Genomic DNA, 16,389 nt, shown 5'->3' with positions numbered 1-16,389 from the left:
GTGGTCGTGTGGTGCTGGACCGGCGACGCGGCCGCCGGCGGGTTCGTGGGTCAGGCGCCGCGCTTGTAGAACGGCAGTGCGGTGACGGATGCCGCGACTCGCGTGCCGCGGACGTCGACGAAGAGCGACGAGCCGACCTCCGCGACGTCGGGCGCGACGAACGCCATGGCCACGGGGTGTCCGAGCGTGGGCGAGAGGGCGCCGGAGGTGATCTCGCCGACCTCGCGGGCGTCCTCGCCGGCGCCGTCGAACACGGCGTAGCCGGCTCGCGGCGCCCGTCGGCCCTCGGCGGTGAGGCCGACGAGCACGGGCGCGCCCTCGGCGGGACCCTGCTCGATCGCGGCGCGGCCGACGAAGTCGCCGTCCTTGGTCAACGCGACGACGCGGCCGAGGCCGGCCTGCACGGGGAAGATGTCGCGCGAGAGCTCGTGGCCGTACAGCGGCATACCCGCCTCGAGGCGGAGCGTGTCGCGGCTCGCGAGACCGCACGGCACGACGCGCGGCCCGCCGGTCTCCTGCAGCGTCTCCCACAGCGCCTTCGCGCGCTCGGGCGCGACGTAGAGCTCGAAGCCGTCCTCGCCGGTGTACCCGGTCCGGGCGACGAGCACGGGCGCACCCTCCCACGTCGCGGCGATCGCGCGGTAGTACTTCAGTGCGGCGACGGCGGCGACGAAGTCCTCCTCGTCGTTGCCGGGGCCCTCGATGCCGAAGCCCGGGGCCTGCTGCAGCACCTCGAGCGCGTCGGGGCCCTGCAGCGCGACGAGCGCGATGTCGTCGGACTCGTCGAAGACGTCGGCCTCGAACGGCGCGGTGCGCGCTCGGAGCTCCTCGGCGACGACGTGGCGGTTCGCGGCGTTCGCGACGACCATGTAGCGGTCGGGGCCGGTGCGGTAGATGACGAGGTCGTCGATGACCCCGCCGTCGCGGGCGAGGAGGAGCGAGTACTTCGCCTGGCCCTCGACGATCGCCGACAGCTTGCCGGCGAGCGCGTAGTCGAGGGCGTCGGATGCCTCGGGCCCGACGACGACGATCTCGCCCATGTGCGAGAGGTCGAAGAGGCCGGCGTGCTCGCGCACGGCGTGGTGCTCGGCGAGGTCGCTCGAGTAGCGCACGGGCATCTGCCAGCCGGCGAAGTCGGTGAACGACGCGCCCGCGGCACGGTGCACCTCGTCGAGGGGGCTGCGGCGCTCGGTGGTGCCGGTTTCGGTGGTTCCGGGTGCGTCGGTCACGAGTTCTCCAGGATCGCGCGGATCACGCGGCGGTCGCCGCGGAAGAACTCCCCCTCTGTCATGGGCCTGAGAGCTTCGCGACGCTCCGGGGGAGCTGTGCTTTCACCTTCGGCGGGAAGCCGCCGTTGCGGCATCCGCTTTTCAGAGTCGGCCTCGTCATCGCGGTGATGCGACCTGAGAGATTGGCGGGGAGGCTTGCTCCTTCGGTGCCGTCCGGTTCCCAGGGGGTTCCGGCCGGCTCTCCCGCGATGCGTCGATGGCCCGGTATGCGGTTGTCGGGGGCAGTCTACCAACGCGCGCGCCCGGGTCCGCGCGCCCGGTGCCGTGCGCGCGTCGCGGGCGTCGGCGTCATGCGATTCGCGTTCGTGTCACCGTGACTGTAAGCTGACCTCGAACCACTTAGCGTCACGGTGACTCTAAGCACGGCGAGAGGGGCGAACGGATGTCGCAGCACGACACGCACGCGCGCCTGGCCGTCTCCACGGTCATCTTCGCCCTCGCCCCCGACCAGGCCGACGGCGTCGCCGACGACCGCGAGCGCCCCGCCAGCCTGCGCATCCCGCTCGTCCGCCGCCTGCGCGAACCCGGCCTCGGCCAGTGGGCGCTGCCGGGCGGCTGGCTCCCGGTGAGCGAGGCGCTCGACGGTGCCGCGGCCCGCACCCTCAACGAGACGACCGGACTCGCGCCGAAGTACCTCGAGCAGCTCTACACGTTCGGCGACCCCGACCGCTCCCCCGGCGAGCGCGTCGTCTCCGTCGTCTACTGGGCGCTCGTGCACTCCGACGAGGTGGAGCGCGCCGTCTCCGACGAGAACGTCCGCTGGTTCGACGAGGACGCCCTGCCCGACCTCGCCTTCGACCACGCCGCGATCATCGATTACGCGCTCCGGCGCCTGCGCACCAAGCTCGTCTACTCGCGCATCGCGCACGCGCTCCTCGGCGAGCGCTTCACGATGGCCGAGCTCCGCCGGGTGCATGAGGCCGTGCTCCGGCGCCGCCTCGACCCCGCGAACTTCCGACGCACGATCGAGGCGTCCGGCACCCTCATCGACACCGGCGAGCGCCTCGCGGGCACGCGGCACCGCCCGCCGGCCCTCTACCGCTTCGATCCCGCCCATTCGCCCGTGGCGTCGCCCTCACCGGCGCCCGCGCAGCCGCACGCGGCATCCGCCACCGCATCCCCCACCAGGCCCGGAACGCACAGCAAGGAACCGCAATGAGCACCACCGCCACCACGCCCGAGCGCGAGGTCCGCCTCGCGGCATCCGTCGACCGCACCATCCGGCTCATCACGGCCGGGAAGGCCGCCGGCGAGACCTGCACGCCCGACCTCGCGAAGGGGCCGTGGGAGTTCGACGCCGGGCCCGCCGGCTACGGGCCCGGCTCGTCCATGGGCGACGTGATCCCGACCGGCTCGCCGCGCCAGGGCGCACTGCCCGCCGAGTATCGCGAGGCGACTGACGCCGAGCTGCACGACCGCATCCGCGCCGCGAAGGCGACGCTCGGCGAGAAGGTCGTGGTCCTCGGCCACTTCTACCAGCGCGACGAGGTCGTGCAGCACGCCGACTTCACGGGCGACTCGTTCCAGCTCGCGAACGCCGCGATGACGCGCCCCGAGGCCGAGGCGATCGTGTTCTGCGGCGTGCACTTCATGGCCGAGACCGCCGACATGCTCTCGCGGCCCGACCAGGCCGTGATCCTGCCGAACCTCGCCGCGGGCTGCTCGATGGCCGACATGGCCGACGAGTCGGGCGTCGAGGAGTGCTGGGAGCAGCTCGAGGAGGTCTACGGCGACCTCGCCGCCGTCGACGCCGACGGCCGGGTTCCCGTGATCCCCGTGACCTACATGAACTCGTCCGCGGCGCTGAAGGGCTTCGTCGGGCGCAACGGCGGCATCGTCTGCACCTCGTCGAACGCCCGCGTCGTGCTCGAGCAGGCGTTCGAGCGCGGGCAGCGCGTGCTGTTCTTCCCCGATCAGCACCTCGGCCGCAACACCGCGAAGGCCATGGGCGTGCCGCTCGAGGCCATGCCCATGTGGAACCCGCGCAAGACCCTCGGCGGCAACACCGCCGAGGAGCTCGCCGACGCCCGCGTCATCCTCTGGCACGGCTTCTGCTCGGTGCACAAGCGGTTCACGGTCGACCAGATCGAGCGCGCCCGCGCCGAGCACCCCGGCGTGCAGGTCATCGTGCACCCCGAGTGCCCGATGCCCGTCGTCGACGCGGCGGATGCCGCGGGCTCGACCGACTTCATCGTCAAGGCGATCCAGGCGGCGCCCGCCGGCTCGACGTTCGCGATCGGCACCGAGATCAACCTCGTGCAGCGCCTCGCGGCCGAGCACCCCGAGCACGAGATCTTCTGCCTCGATCCGGTCGTGTGCCCGTGCTCGACGATGTACCGCATCCACCCGGGCTACCTCGCGTGGGTGCTCGAGGAGCTCGTGGCGGGCCGTGTGGTCAACCGCATCTCGGTCGCCGAGGACGTCGCGGAACCCGCGCGCCTCGCGCTCGAGCGCATGCTCGCGGCGAAGCCCCCGGCCTCGGTGCCGGTCCCGGCCGGGTCCACGATCGCGGCGGCGACGGATGCCGCGGCCGCGCGCTCGGGTGCCTCCCCCGCTCCCGCCACGACCGGAGCCTGACATGACCGCCGTGCTCGTCGTCGGCTCCGGCATCTCCGGGCTGTGGACGGCGATCCGCGCCGCCGAGGCGGGCTGCGAGGTCACCGTCGTGACGAAGGCCGCCATCGACGAGGGCTCGACGCCGTGGGCGCAGGGCGGCATCGCCGCCGCGGTCTTCGCGGGCGACGCCCCGGAGCGCCACGCCGCCGACACGCTCGCCGCGGGCGCCGGGCTCGGCGATCCCGAGGCGATCGAGATCCTGACGTCGGAGGGACCGGCCCGGATCCGCGACCTGATCCGGTTCGGCGTCGCGTTCGACCGCGACGAGTCCGGCATCGCGCGCGGGCTCGAGGCGGCGCACTCGCGTGCCCGCATCCTGCACGCGGGAGGCGATTCGACGGGCGCGGCGATCGAGGCGGCGCTCGTCGGGACGGTCCGTCGTCGCGGCATCCGCGTGCTCGAGCACGCGACCCTCGTCGACCTCGTCGTGGAGGGCGGCCGGGTCGTGGGCGCGCAGGTGCTCGTCGAGGGCGGGGCGGATGGCGCGGGCTCGATGCGCGAGCTCCGGGCCGACGCCGTCGTGCTCGCGACGGGCGGCTCGGGCATGCTGTACGCCCACACGACGAACCCCGACGTCGCGACCGGCGACGGCGTCGCGGCCGCGGCTCGAGCCGGCGCCGAGGTGGCCGACCTCGAGTTCGTGCAGTTCCACCCGACCGCGCTGGCGGTGCCGGGAACGCCCCTCATCTCCGAGGCCGTGCGCGGCGAGGGCGCGGTCATCCGCGACGCCGGCGGGCACCGGTTCCTGCTCGACGTCGACCCGCGGGGCGAGCTCGCCCCGCGCGACGTGGTCGCCCGCGCCGTATGGCGGCGGATGGCCGAGCAGGGCGGCGAGCCGGCGCGCCTGGACGCGACCGCGCTCGGTGCGGAGTTCCTCGCGCGGCGGTTCCCGTCGCTCGACCGGGCGTGCCGGGCCGCGGGCTTCGACTGGTCGCTCGAGCCCGTGCCGATCGTGCCCGCCGCGCACTACGCCATGGGCGGGATCGTCACCGACCTCGACGGACGCTCGAGCCTCCTCGGCCTCTGGGCCGTCGGCGAGGCGGCCCGCACCGGGGTGCACGGGGCGAACCGGCTCGCCTCGAACTCGCTCCTCGAGGGCGCGGTGTTCGCCGAGCGCGCCGCCGCCGCGATCGCGCACGCGGCATCCGCCCCTGCCGATCTCATCTCCCACGTTCACGACAGCGGATATACGATCCGCCGCACGGGAGGCGGCCCGGGCCCGGGCGGCGCGGCGGATCGTATATCCGCCGATGCGGACGCGGGCCGGGTGAGCGGGCCGGTCGAGCGCGAGGAGCTGCAGCGGCTGATGTGGGACCACGTCGGGCTCGAGCGCGACGCGGCCGGCCTCGCCGAGGCATCCGCTCGCCTCGACGCCTGGCACGCCCCGGAGCCCGTCGACCGGCGGAGCGTCGAGGACCGCAACCTCCTCGAGCTCGCCCGGCTCACCGTCGCCGCGGCGCTCGCGCGCTCCGAGAGCATCGGCGCCCACACGCGAACCGACGAGCCGGCAGCCCCCGCCGGTGCGCGAAGCGCGCACCGCCCGACCCTGGAGAGGCAGGCCGCCTGATGACCGAGACCCGCGAGATCGAGCGGATCGTGCTGATGGCGCTCGACGAGGACGCCCCGTGGGGCGACCTCACCGGCGAGACGCTGATCCCCGAGGCGGCGACCGCGACGGCCGAGCTCGTCGCGCGCGAACCCGGCGTGTTCAGCGGGGCGCGTGTCGTCGAGGCGACGTTCCGGCTCGTCGACACGCGCATCGCGGTCGAGGTGCTCGCCGCCGACGGCGAGCCGTTCGCGGCGGGCGACGTGCTCGCGCGCGTGGCCGGGCCGGCCCGCGGCATCCTGCGCGCCGAGCGCGTCGCGCTGAACCTCGTGCAGCGGATGTCGGGCGTGGCGACACTGACCGCGCGCTACGTCGCGGCGGTCGCGGGCACCCGTGCGCGCATCGTCGACACGCGGAAGACCACGCCGGGCCTCCGCAGCCTCGAACGCCAGGCCGTGCGCGACGGCGGCGGCCGCAACCATCGCCGGTCGCTCTCCGACGCGATCATGGCCAAGGACAACCACCTCGCGGTGCTCACCGCGGGCGGCGCCGACCTCGCCGAGGCGCTGCGCGCGGCGCGCGAGCGGATGCCGCACACCGCCCACCTCGAGGTCGAGGTCGACCGGGTCGAGCAGATCCCGGCCGTCCTCGCGGGCGGCGCCGACACGATCATGCTCGACAACTTCGACCTCGACGCGCTGCGCGAGGGCGTCGCGCTCATCGACGGCCGCGCGATCGTCGAGGCCTCGGGCGGGGTGAACCTCGACACGGTCGCCGGCATCGCCGCGACGGGCGTCGACGTCATCTCCGTCGGCGCGCTCACGCACTCGGCGCGCGCGCTCGACCTCGGCCTCGACGTCGTCATCGAGGCGGGCCCGGCGTGATCTTCGCCGACCACGCCGCCACGACGCCCGTCCGCCGCGAGGCGCTCGAGGCGATGTGGCCCTACCTCACGGGCGCGTTCGGCAACCCGTCGAGCCGGCACGGCGTCGGCGAGGAAGCCGCGCGCGCGCTGGGGTGGGCGCGCGACGAGGTCGCGTCGGTGGTCGGATGCCGCGCCGGCGACGTCGTGTTCACCTCGGGCGGCACCGAGGCCGACAACCTCGCGATCATCGGCCTCGCGCTCGCGAACCCGCGCGGACGGCACGTCGTCGTCTCCCCCGTCGAGCACGAGGCCGTGCTCGCGTCCGCCGACGCGCTCCGGCGCCTGCACGGGTTCGAGGTCGACGAGGTCGAGGTCGATGCGACGGGCGCCGTCGCGCCCGCGGCGCTGGCCCGCGTCATCCGACCCGACACGACGCTCGTCTCGGTGCAGCTGGCGAACAACGAGGTCGGCACGGTGAACCCGGTCGCGGAACTCGCCGCGGTCGCGCACGCGTCGGGCGCGCTCATGCACACCGACGCCGTGCAGGCGGCCGGATGGCTCCCGCTCGCGATCGACGAGCTCGGCGTCGACGCGCTCTCGCTGGCCGGCCACAAGGTCGGCGCACCGAAGGGCACGGGCGCGCTGATCGTGCGCGGTCGACTGCCGATCGAGCCCGTGCTGCACGGCGGCGGCCAGGAGCGGGGTCGCCGCTCGGGCACCGAGAACGTCGCGGGCGCGGTCGCGTTCGCGACGGCGCTGCGGCTCGCCGACGATGAGCGAGCGGATGCCGCGGCGCGCGTGTCCGCCGCCGCGACGCGCTTCCGCGGACTCGTCGCGGAGGCGGTGCCCGATGCGGTGCCCACGGGCCACCCGACGCGCCGGCTGCCGGGCACGGTCTCGTACGTCTTCCCCGGCACGAGCGGCGAGGCGGTGCTGCTCGAGCTCGAACGGCGCGGGGTCGTCGTCTCGAGCGGGTCGGCCTGCGCCGCGGGCAGCGACGAGCCGTCGCACGTGCTGACGGCCATGGGCTTCCCGCCCGAGGTGGCGCAGACGGCCGTGCGGTTCTCGTTCGGCAGTGAGGTCGACGAGGCGGATGCCGCGACCGCCGCGGGTGCGCTCGCCGAAGCGGTGTCGGCGGTGCGCGGTATCGTCCCCTGATCGGGTCCGTGCGACGCCGCCGGCCCGACCTGGGGGAAGTCCGAGTCGATGCATGCATTCGCATGCATCCCGGGCATCGGGAATAGCGCTCGCACGACTGCGGGTTGCATTCCTCGTTCGCCCAGCCGGGAGCGGCCTGCCGCGCCCGGCGAACCGAGCAACGACGACGACGAGACGAACAGACGACAGGACGCACCGTGAGCGAACGATCCGCACCCGACACCGATTCGATCACCGTGCCCGAGCCCGACCTCGCCACCGCCGAGGCCGAGGCGGCCGATCGCGCCATCGACCAGCACATCGTCGCCGCCCGCCCCGAGCACGGCGCGCGCAACACGCGCGTGATCTGGCTCCTGCTCGCCGCGACCTTCACGGTGTTCCTCAACGAGACCATCATGAGCGTCGCGATCCCCGAGCTCGTCGACGACCTCGGGGTGACGCTCTCCGCGGCGCAGTGGCTGACGACCGCGTTCATGCTGACCATGGCCGTCGTGATCCCGATCACCGGGTTCCTGCTCCAGCGCTTCCCGACCCGGCCGATCTTCGGCGCCGCGATGACGCTCTTCTCCGCGGGCACGCTGCTCGCCGCGCTCGCACCGGGCTTCGAGGTCCTGCTCGGCGGCCGCATCATCCAGGCCACCGGCACCGCGATCATGATGCCGCTGCTCATGACGACACTGATGACCGTCGTCGCACCGGCCGACCGGGGCCGCTTCATGGGGCGCGTCTCGATCGTGATGTCGGTCGCGCCGGCGATCGGCCCCGCGATCTCGGGCCTGATCCTCAACACGCTCGGCTGGCGCTACATGTTCTGGCTGGTGCTGCCGATCGCGGTCGCGATGCTCGTCATCGGGCTCCGACGCGTCGAGAACATCAGCGAGACCCGCGTCTTCCCGATCGACGTGTTCTCGGTGGTGCTCTCCGCGTTCGGCTTCGGCGGGCTCGTGTACGGCCTCAGCCTCGTCGGCGAGGTCGCGAGCGGCCGCGCGCCCGGCGACGCGGTTCCGATGTGGATCGCCCTGGCGGTCGGCGCGCTCGGCATCGCGGCGTTCATCGTCCGCCAGCTGTTCCTGCAGCGCCGCGATCGGGCCCTCCTCGACCTGCGCACGTTCCGCTCGCGGAACTTCGCCGTCTCGATCGCGCTCATGGCGGTGATGATGGCCGCGCTCTTCGGCACGATCATCCTGCTGCCGATCTACCTCCAGGACGTGCTCGGACTCGAGCCGCTCGCGACCGGCCTCCTCGTGCTGCCCGGCGGCCTCGTCATGGGCCTGCTCGGACCGACCGTCGGCCGGCTCTACGACCGGGTCGGCCCCACGCCGCTGCTCGTCCCGGCGAGCATCGGCGTGAGCGCCGTGCTCTGGTCGCTGACGCTCGTGACCGAGACCACGCCGCCGTGGATGATCCTCGCCGCGCACGTCGTGCTCTCGATCTCGCTCGCGTTCATGTTCACGCCGCTGTTCACGACGGCCCTCGGGTCGGTCGAGCCGCACCTGTACTCGCACGGGTCGGCGATCGTGGGCACGCTCCAGCAGGTCGCCGGGGCGGCGGGCACCGCCCTCTTCATCACGGTGATGACCGCGACCGCGGTCGGCGCCTCGGCGGGCGGCGCCGATGCGATCGTCGCGCAGGCCGCGGGCGTTCGCAGCGCGTTCCTCGTCGGCGCGATCGTCTCGCTGCTCGCGATCGTCGGCGCGACGCTCGTGCGCCGACCGGCGGACATGCCGGCGGGCGCGGGCACCGGGCACTGACCGCACCAGGCCGACGACGAAGGGCGCCCTCCGGAGAGGGCGCCCTTCGTCGTCCGCGTCGGTCCGACGCTCAGCCGCAGTCGGGCCGGCACGTGCGCTGCGAGAGCGCGTCGACGAGCACCGTCCCGAGGTCCTCCGGCTTGGTCGCCGAGTACGCGCCGCCCTTGGTCGCCTTGGCGATCCTCTTCATGGCGTCGAGGTCGGTGTCGGGGCCGAAACCGATCATGATCACGGCGACGGGCTTGGTCGGGTCCTCGAGCTTCTTGAGCTCGGCGAGCAGCTGGTCGAGGCTGATGCCGTTCTGGTCCTCGTTCTTGCCGTCGGTGATGACGAGCACCGAGTTGACCTTGTCGGGATCGTACGACTCCTGGACGCGCTTGTAGGCGGCGAGCGTCGTGTCGTAGAGGCCCGTCGCCCCGCCGAGGCGGGCGGGCAGGGACCCGATGATCTGCTGGATCTGCTGCGTGTGCGACGCGTCGGCGAGCGGCGCGATCGGCGACAGGTCCTCGTAGTCGAGGTCGCCGTTGCGGGCCGTCGAGAACACCCACACGCCGAGCTCGACCTCGCCCGAGAACTTCGACATGGCGCCGACGGCGGCCTGCTGGAAGATGTCGATGCGGCGCAGGCCGTTCTCGGCGGGCTCCTCCATGGACCCGGACACGTCGATCACGGCCAGCATCCGCGAACGGAGCGTCAGGACGCCCCACGAACGCAGGATCTCGATCTGGGCCGCGGCATCGAGTTCGGTCTGGGTCGGCGGCGCGGTCGCGGCCACGCCAGGCGAATCGACCTCGCCCGTGCCGTCGGGGGCTCGGAACCCCGCCTCGAGGAAGTGCTCGGTCGCCGTGCCGAGCGCGACCTCGAAGTCGTCGAGGCTCGCCGACTCGGCGTCGCCGATGCGCACGAACGGGTAATCGAGCGCGATCGTGCCCTCTTCCGGGTACGCCGCCACGAGCGGCTCGGCCGAGGCATCCGCGTTGTGCGCGGCGACGCTCGCCTCGCTCGTCAGCACGACGGTCGGCGCACTCGCCGAGGCGACCGTGGTCATCGCGGCATCCGCCGAGGCGGGGATCGACTTGCCGAGCGCGATGAGCGCCCCGGCGAACTGCCGCGGGTCGTCGGGCGACGACTGCCCCTTCAGCGCGTAGAGGCTCGCCAGGCTGGCGGCGGATGCCTCGGGGTCGGGCAGGAGCGCGGGCAACGTGCCGTTCAGCACGCGCGCCCAGCTCACGGGCTCGGCCGCGAGCTCCTGCGCCTCGCTGGCGGGCGCGGCGAACACGACGGGCGAGGTCGCGACCGAATCGCCCACGGTCGCCTGGGGTTCGCCGAGCCCGAGCGAGGCCGCGGTCGATGCGGTGCGTGTGAGCCAGCTGCTCGAGTCGGGCACCCAGGCGTCGGCGGACAGCGTGCCTGACGCGAGCTCGGCGGCGGTGTCGGCGGAATCCTGCGCCCGCACCGAGGTCTCGACGCATCGCGTGGTGTCGGCGTCGAAGTCGGCGGCGAGCTCCGCGATCGCCGGCGCGATGGACGTGTCGGCGACGATCGAGAGCTCGTCGATCTCCGCGCACGCCGGCTCGCCGGCGGAGGCGAAGATGGGGTTCAGGTGGCCTCCCACCCACAGGTACACACCGGACGCGACGATGCCGATGACGGCCACCCCGGCGACGATGGACAGGATGAATCTGCGGCTCGGCGCCTTCGCCGGAGCCGCGACGCTATGACGTCCCACGGACACTCCAAGCCGACCGGCACTGTCGGGGGGCGCCGATCCCAGTCTGAACGGGTTCCCCCGTTCAGGGGGAAGGGTGCTGCCAGCATAAGCGAACGTGAGCGATCGGCGAATTCTGCATCCACCGGTCGCGCGAACCACACCGCGCCCTCATCTGCAACCCCTGTTCGCGGGTCCGCGACGTGGGGTTGAGTGACCACAGTTGACGAAGGGACGTGCGAACGTGGACACCAGCACCACCATCTGGATCGTCGTGGGCGTCATCGCCCTCCTGGTCGTGGTCGCGGCGATCGTGCTCGTGGCGACCGCGGGCCGACGGCGCGAGGCCCGCGCCGAGGCCCAGCGCGCCCACGCGGCGGAGATACGCGAGCAGGCCGCGCAGACCGATCGCGAGGCGCGCGAGCGCGAGGCGAAGGCGATGCAGGCGGATGCCGCGGCCCGCGCCGCCGAGGCCGACGCCGCCAACGCGCGGCTCGAGGCCGAGCGACTGGCCGAGTCGAGCCGCGAGCACCGCGACCAGGCCGCCGAGCTGCGCGACGCGCAGGCGAAGCAGGAGCGACGCGCGATGGAGATCGACCCGGATGCGACCCCCGCGGACGCAGCACCGGCGACGGCTCCGGCCGCAGCCGAGGCATCGCCGACGGCCGCCGAGGGTGACGCGATCCCCGACGGACGGCGCACCGACGCCGTTCCCGCCGACGGAACCGAGCGCGTCGAGACGGCCCCGGCCGCTCCGGCGCGGACCGCCACCGGCGACGACGACCGGGTCGACACCGACGAGCACGCGCCCCGACACGCTCGCGAGGCCTGAGCCGACCGGGCGATCAGCCGAAGACGTGCCGGATGCCGAGCGCCTCGTCGATCTCAGCGTGCAGCTCGTCGAGGCGGCATCCGCTCGGGCATCGGTAGTCGGTCACCGCGAGACCCGCGTCGCCCATCGTCGGCACCACCGTCACGAGCGCGGCGGAGGTCTCGCCGCAGTTCGGGCAGCGGATGCGGTTCCAGCGGTCGGTCATGGGTCGCTCCCCTCGGTCCCGGAGGACGGTTCGCCGTCGCCGGGATCGTCGCGCGGATCGTCGCCGGGTCCGGCTCGATCGTCGTCCGGGCGGTCGAGCGCCTCGGCGATCTCGGCATCCAGGTCGTCGACCGACGCCCAGGACGTGGTGAGGACCTCACCCGCACCGAGCGTGAGTTCGACCAGCTCGGTGAGCAGCGAGCGCAGGCTCGTCGATGCGAGCAGCCGCACCTGGTCGAGCGGCGTGAGCGGCGCGATCCCGGCGAGCTGCCATGCCGCCACGGCGGGGTCGTCGCTCAGCGCCGCGTCGGCGTCCCAGGGCAGTTCGACGAACTCGCTCGCCCGCGCGATGGTGCGGCGCACGACGAGTTCGGCCTTCTCGAGCAGCGGGCGCAGGCGCTCATCCCACTCGAGTTCGGGCAGGTCCCGGACGACGGCGGCGGGGTGCGGGTCGTCGGGCAACCACTCGACGACCTCGATGCGTCGCCCGCCCCGGGCGATGACCGCGAGGTCGCCGTCGGTCGCGCCGAGCTCGGTGACCCGTGCGACGGTGCCGACGCCGAACCGTCGCTGCGACTCGGCGCCCGCCGCCTCGCGACCGCTCTCGATCAGCACCACGCCGAACTCGCACGGCTGTTCGTCGAGGACCCGGGACATCATCACCAGGTACCTCGGCTCGAACACGCGCAGGGCGAGCGGCATGTGCGGGAAGAGCACGCTGCCCAGCGGGAACATCGCGAACGAGCCCATGGCAGCATGCAAGCACGCCCGGGCGACGCGCGGCAGCGACCACAGGTGCCTCGCGGCATCCCCACAGCCCGCTCGGAGGAGCTACTTCACGAGCCGGGAGAGCACGCGATCGGCGAGCGGGGTGCCGCCGGTCTGGCAGGTCGGGCAGTACTGGAAGGTCGAGTCGTGGAACTCGACCTGGCGGATCGTGTCGCCGCACACCGGGCACGCCTGCCCGGTGCGCCCGTGCACGCGCAGGTGGCGCCGCTTGGCGTCCTTGAGCTCTGCGGCGGGCTTGCCGGATGCCTCGGCCAGCGCCTCGCCGAGCGTGCCGCGCATCGCGGCGAAGAGTCGCTCGACCTCGGCCGCGTCGAGCGTCGCCGCGATCTTGTAGGGCGACATCTTCGCGGCGTGGAGGATCTCGTCGGAGTAGGCGTTGCCGATCCCTGCGAGGACGGACTGGTCGCGGAGCAGCCCCTTGATCCGCGTGCGACGCCCGCCGAGGATCTCGGCGAACCGCTCGAGCGTGAAGTCGTCGGCCATCGGGTCGGGACCGAGGCGCGCGACGCCGGGCACCTCGGCCGGGTCTCGCACCACGTACACCGCGAGCGACTTCTTCGTGCCGGCCTCGGTGAGGTCGAAGCCCGCGCCGTCGTCGAGCCGGACGCGCAGCGCGATCGGCGAACGCCCCGGGCGGAGGACCGTCGCCGGAAGCTCGTCGTACCAGCGCAGCCACCCGGCGCGGGCGAGATGGAAGACGAGGTGCAACGACCCGTCGGTCGAGGCCTCGGCGGAGGGATCCGCCCCACCCAACTCGACGTCGAGGAACTTGCCGTGCCGCCCGACCGCGACGATCGGGCGCCCCTCGATCGCGTGCAGCGGCGGATCGAAGGTCTTCAGCGCGGCGATCGCCGCGACGCGGGCCGACGCGATCGCGTGCCCGACCGTGCGCTCGGCGAGGAACCCGGCGAGCGCCTCGACCTCGGGCATCTCGGGCACGCGTCCATGGTCGCATCCGCGGCCGACATCCGCGATGGTCGCACCTCAGCTCGCGGGCTCGACCGCACCGGCCGGCGCGCCGGCGCCGGCGGCTCCCAGGGCTCGCATCGCGTCGATCATGTCCGGCGTCAGCTGCAGCCCGCCGACGCCGTTCGCCGAGCGCATGAGTCGTTCGAGCCATGCGCGGTCGAGGCCGACGGCGTCGTCGGCGTCGTAGCGCACGACGAGCGACATCGACGGGTGCACGAGCACTTCGTCTCGTCGCCCGTCGGGCGAGATCCATCCGACGAGCACCGGCTCGTGGACTCGGAGCTTGGCGATGAGGACGGCGTGCACGTGGGCGAGCACGGCGTCGGGGAGGTCGATCCGCGTGATGCGGCCGACGTGGAGCATTCCCAACGGGCGAGGGTCCTTCCGGGCATGGCGATGGAACGGGTCAGGCCGTCGATCGCCCGGGGGTCCCGGGACGCCCGCGTGGTCGAACTCCGCGCGGTGACCGACGGCCTGTCGCGGGCTTCGGGGACCCGCGCAGTCAGTTGTACGGACTGATCCCGGATCGCGGGAGGGACTTGACACGGACCATCGGCCCATGCTGCGGCGGCGATCGTGTCAGCCGACGCGGTGCGCGGCGTCGAGGAGCGCCGTGAGCTCGTCGCGCAGGCGTTCGAGTCGCTCGACGGGGTAGCCGAGGCGCTCGACGACCTCGCCGGGCACCGCGAGCGCACGTTCCCGCAGGGCCTCGCCGTCGGTGGTGAGCGCGATGTCGACGGCTCGCTCGTCGGCGGTGCTGCGCCGCCGCGTGAGGAGCCCGAGCGCCTCGAGCCGGCCGATGAGCGGACTCGCAGTCGCGGGCTCGAGGTGGAGGCGATCGGCGATCTCGCGCAGCCGCAGCGGGCTCTGCTCCCAGAGCGCGAGCATGACGAGGTACTGCGGATGCGTGAGCCCGAGCGGCTCGAGGGACGGCCGGTAGAGCCGCACGACCTCGCGGCTCGTCGCCGCGAGCGCGAAGCAGAGCTGTCGGTCGAGCTCGAGCGGATCGGTCATGACCTCCAGAATAGTCTGTACACTAATCATTCGTGCACGAACAGAAACTGCCGAACCCGTGGAAGGGCGTCCCCGGGTTCTGGTCGCGGGTCAACCAGTTCCTCTATCCCGTGGCGGGGCCCGCGCAGGTGGGGATCGGCCGCCCCGAGGCGCCCTACGTGCCGCCGGCCGACCCGACCTGCCCGCTGTGCGGAGCGCTGATGGCCGAGCACCGCATCGATCGCGGGGATGCCACGACGCCGACGCACCTCCACTGCCCCGAGCCGGCGGCCTGATGCGGCGACGGCCGGCGCGCTGACGCTCCGCGCTCCCTGCTCCCCGCTCCCCGCTCCCCGCTCCCCGCTCCCCGCTCGGGGACTACCATGAAGCGCGACGGCGGGGCGGAGGCGCATGATGCTGGAGTCGATGGAGACCGGCGCCACGGCCGTCGGCACCGCGGTCATCCCCATCGTCGTCGCCGTGCTCACGATCGTCGGCGCGGTGGTCTCGACGCGGATCGGCGCCGGCCGGGACGACCTCCGCCGCGCCGAGCAGCTGACCGCGGTCCTCGCGGGCATGTCGCCGTCGCCGGAACGCGACCTCGTCGAGCAGGTCCGCGACGACCACGCCTCGGCCTACGCCCTCCGGGCATCGGCGCCGCGCCATCCCGGCCTGCGCCTCGCCTCACTCATCGCCGAGGCGTCGGGCATCGCCGTCGTCCTCATCGGGGCCGTGTACGTCCTGCTGGCCCCGGGATTCCAGCCCTGGTTCTGGGCGACCTACGTGGTCGGTGCCGCCCTCGTCGCCGTCGGCCTCGGGCTCGGCTACGCCCGCACCGAGCGGCAGCGGGACTGGATCGCGTCCGAGCGGGACCGGCGCCACCTTCCCCCGCCTGCGGGAACTCGCTGATCGGTCAGGTGTCGGCGCCGTCGGTGCAGCGCACCTGATCGATCCAGCCGAACTCCCGGTCGTCGTTGCCGAAGACGACCGGCACGGCCTGGTCCGCGCGCACTCCGGAGACCAGTCGGGTCTCCGTCTCCTCCGCGACCCACGAGTCGGCGTCGTCGTTGAAGACGATGGTCACCTCGAGCTCGCCGCAGTCCGACTCGGTGAAGAGCGCCATCTGCCAGCATCCCTCGACGAACCCGATCGAGCAGTCGGCGTCGTAGCGGCCGTCCCAGTACGCCTCGAGCGCCGCCGGGAACTCGTAGCCGGTCTCGTACGACTCGTACCGCTCGACGTCGACGTCCGCTCCGTCGGTATCGGGGCCCGACGGCTCGCTCGACTCCGCGATCGCCGTCGACGCGACGTCGCGCACGAGCCCGAACAGGCCGATGCCGCCGGCGACGAGCAGTGCGACGAGCACGACCCCGCCGGCCACGATCCCGGCGATCGCGCCGCCGGAGAGTCCACGGCGCGTCGGGTTCGGGGTGCCTGCATCCGCCGTCGTCGATCCGGCCGACGCGGCGAGCTCCGCCACGAGCACCGCGCGCGCACGACCGAGCGCGTCGCGCCACGCCTCGGCGGCGCGACGACCGTCGGCGTCGGGGTACCGCGACGGATGCCGCAGCCAGAGCTCGCGCTGGTACGCGGCGTCGACCGCCTCGAGGGAGAGCGGTTGGTCGGCGGGGATCGAGAGGATCGTGCGTGCGGCGTTCGGGTCCACAGC

At 73.5% G+C, this 16,389-nt stretch carries 17 protein-coding genes and 2 riboswitches; of the genes, 9 read left to right on the top strand and 8 right to left on the bottom strand.

What is annotated here, in order from left to right:
* Positions 1-50: 50 nt before the first annotated feature.
* Positions 51-1,229, bottom strand: a complete 1,179-nt coding sequence (gene gcvT, locus GJ743_RS09100) for a glycine cleavage system aminomethyltransferase GcvT (RefSeq protein ID WP_328288991.1) — start codon at positions 1,227-1,229, stop codon at positions 51-53.
* Positions 1,230-1,274: 45 nt separating this feature from the next.
* Positions 1,275-1,380, bottom strand: a riboswitch (glycine riboswitch).
* 1 nt (position 1,381) lies between these two features.
* Positions 1,382-1,485, bottom strand: a riboswitch (glycine riboswitch).
* Positions 1,486-1,671: 186 nt separating this feature from the next.
* Here gcvT and GJ743_RS09095 point away from each other — a divergent pair.
* The 6 genes from GJ743_RS09095 to GJ743_RS09070 all read left to right on the top strand — a co-directional run bounded on the left by GJ743_RS09095 (position 1,672) and on the right by GJ743_RS09070 (position 9,225).
* On the top strand, positions 1,672-2,448 hold the full coding sequence (locus GJ743_RS09095; RefSeq protein WP_155051579.1) for an NUDIX hydrolase: 777 nt from the start codon (positions 1,672-1,674) through the stop codon (positions 2,446-2,448).
* Entirely contained in the window at positions 2,445-3,866 is a 1,422-nt protein-coding gene (gene nadA / locus GJ743_RS09090; protein WP_155051577.1) for a quinolinate synthase NadA, read from the top strand. Before GJ743_RS09095 ends, nadA begins: the two co-directional genes overlap by 4 nt.
* Position 3,867: 1 nt before the next feature.
* Complete coding sequence (nadB, locus tag GJ743_RS09085; RefSeq protein WP_155051576.1) at positions 3,868-5,472, top strand: L-aspartate oxidase; 1,605 nt, start codon at positions 3,868-3,870, stop codon at positions 5,470-5,472.
* Positions 5,472-6,335 (top strand): carboxylating nicotinate-nucleotide diphosphorylase, encoded by an 864-nt coding sequence (gene nadC / locus GJ743_RS09080; protein WP_155051575.1) that lies wholly within the window; start codon positions 5,472-5,474, stop codon positions 6,333-6,335. Before nadB ends, nadC begins: the two co-directional genes overlap by 1 nt.
* Positions 6,332-7,474, top strand: coding sequence for a cysteine desulfurase family protein (locus GJ743_RS09075; RefSeq protein ID WP_328288990.1), 1,143 nt, complete (start codon positions 6,332-6,334; stop codon positions 7,472-7,474). Before nadC ends, GJ743_RS09075 begins: the two co-directional genes overlap by 4 nt.
* Before the next feature lie 197 nt (positions 7,475-7,671).
* Positions 7,672-9,225, top strand: a complete 1,554-nt coding sequence (locus GJ743_RS09070; protein ID WP_376862010.1) for an MDR family MFS transporter — start codon at positions 7,672-7,674, stop codon at positions 9,223-9,225.
* Between the two features lie 70 nt (positions 9,226-9,295).
* Here GJ743_RS09070 and GJ743_RS09065 read toward each other — a convergent pair whose 3' ends face one another.
* A complete protein-coding gene (locus GJ743_RS09065) occupies positions 9,296-10,954 on the bottom strand; it encodes a VWA domain-containing protein (protein ID WP_196216966.1) in 1,659 nt (552 codons plus the stop codon).
* 223 nt (positions 10,955-11,177) lie between these two features.
* Here GJ743_RS09065 and GJ743_RS09060 point away from each other — a divergent pair, with 223 nt between their 5' ends.
* Positions 11,178-11,765, top strand: coding sequence for a hypothetical protein (locus GJ743_RS09060; protein ID WP_155051571.1), 588 nt, complete (start codon positions 11,178-11,180; stop codon positions 11,763-11,765).
* A gap of 13 nt (positions 11,766-11,778) precedes the next feature.
* Here GJ743_RS09060 and GJ743_RS09055 read toward each other — a convergent pair whose 3' ends face one another.
* From GJ743_RS09055 to GJ743_RS09035, 5 genes are all read right to left on the bottom strand, one after another.
* Positions 11,779-11,970 (bottom strand): hypothetical protein, encoded by a 192-nt coding sequence (locus GJ743_RS09055; RefSeq protein WP_155051569.1) that lies wholly within the window; start codon positions 11,968-11,970, stop codon positions 11,779-11,781.
* Positions 11,967-12,719, bottom strand: a complete 753-nt coding sequence (locus GJ743_RS09050; RefSeq protein ID WP_230386666.1) for an LON peptidase substrate-binding domain-containing protein — start codon at positions 12,717-12,719, stop codon at positions 11,967-11,969. Before GJ743_RS09050 ends, GJ743_RS09055 begins: the two co-directional genes overlap by 4 nt.
* Positions 12,720-12,800: 81 nt before the next feature.
* Positions 12,801-13,697 (bottom strand): Fpg/Nei family DNA glycosylase, encoded by an 897-nt coding sequence (locus GJ743_RS09045; RefSeq protein WP_328288989.1) that lies wholly within the window; start codon positions 13,695-13,697, stop codon positions 12,801-12,803.
* Positions 13,698-13,742: 45 nt separating this feature from the next.
* Entirely contained in the window at positions 13,743-14,090 is a 348-nt protein-coding gene (locus GJ743_RS09040; protein WP_446680582.1) for a DUF7882 family protein, read from the bottom strand.
* Between the two features lie 216 nt (positions 14,091-14,306).
* Positions 14,307-14,741 carry a MarR family winged helix-turn-helix transcriptional regulator gene (locus GJ743_RS09035; protein WP_230386665.1) on the bottom strand — a complete coding sequence of 145 codons (435 nt, stop codon included), beginning with the start codon at positions 14,739-14,741 and terminating at the stop codon, positions 14,307-14,309.
* Between the two features lie 32 nt (positions 14,742-14,773).
* Between GJ743_RS09035 and GJ743_RS09030 the strand changes: the two genes are divergently transcribed.
* Complete coding sequence (locus GJ743_RS09030; RefSeq protein ID WP_328288988.1) at positions 14,774-15,016, top strand: hypothetical protein; 243 nt, start codon at positions 14,774-14,776, stop codon at positions 15,014-15,016.
* Between the two features lie 130 nt (positions 15,017-15,146).
* A complete protein-coding gene (locus GJ743_RS09025; protein ID WP_155051563.1) occupies positions 15,147-15,629 on the top strand; it encodes a hypothetical protein in 483 nt (160 codons plus the stop codon).
* 4 nt (positions 15,630-15,633) lie between these two features.
* Here the strand turns inward: GJ743_RS09025 and GJ743_RS09020 are convergent, their stop codons facing one another.
* Positions 15,634-16,386, bottom strand: a complete 753-nt coding sequence (locus GJ743_RS09020) for a hypothetical protein (protein WP_155051561.1) — start codon at positions 16,384-16,386, stop codon at positions 15,634-15,636.
* Positions 16,387-16,389: the final 3 nt, after the last annotated feature.

It is taken from the genome of Agromyces bracchium (assembly GCF_009709675.1).
Taxonomy (GTDB): Bacteria; Actinomycetota; Actinomycetes; order Actinomycetales; family Microbacteriaceae; genus Agromyces; species Agromyces bracchium.
Note: the sequence above shows the minus strand (reverse complement) of the source record. Positions and strands in the feature narration are given on the sequence as shown.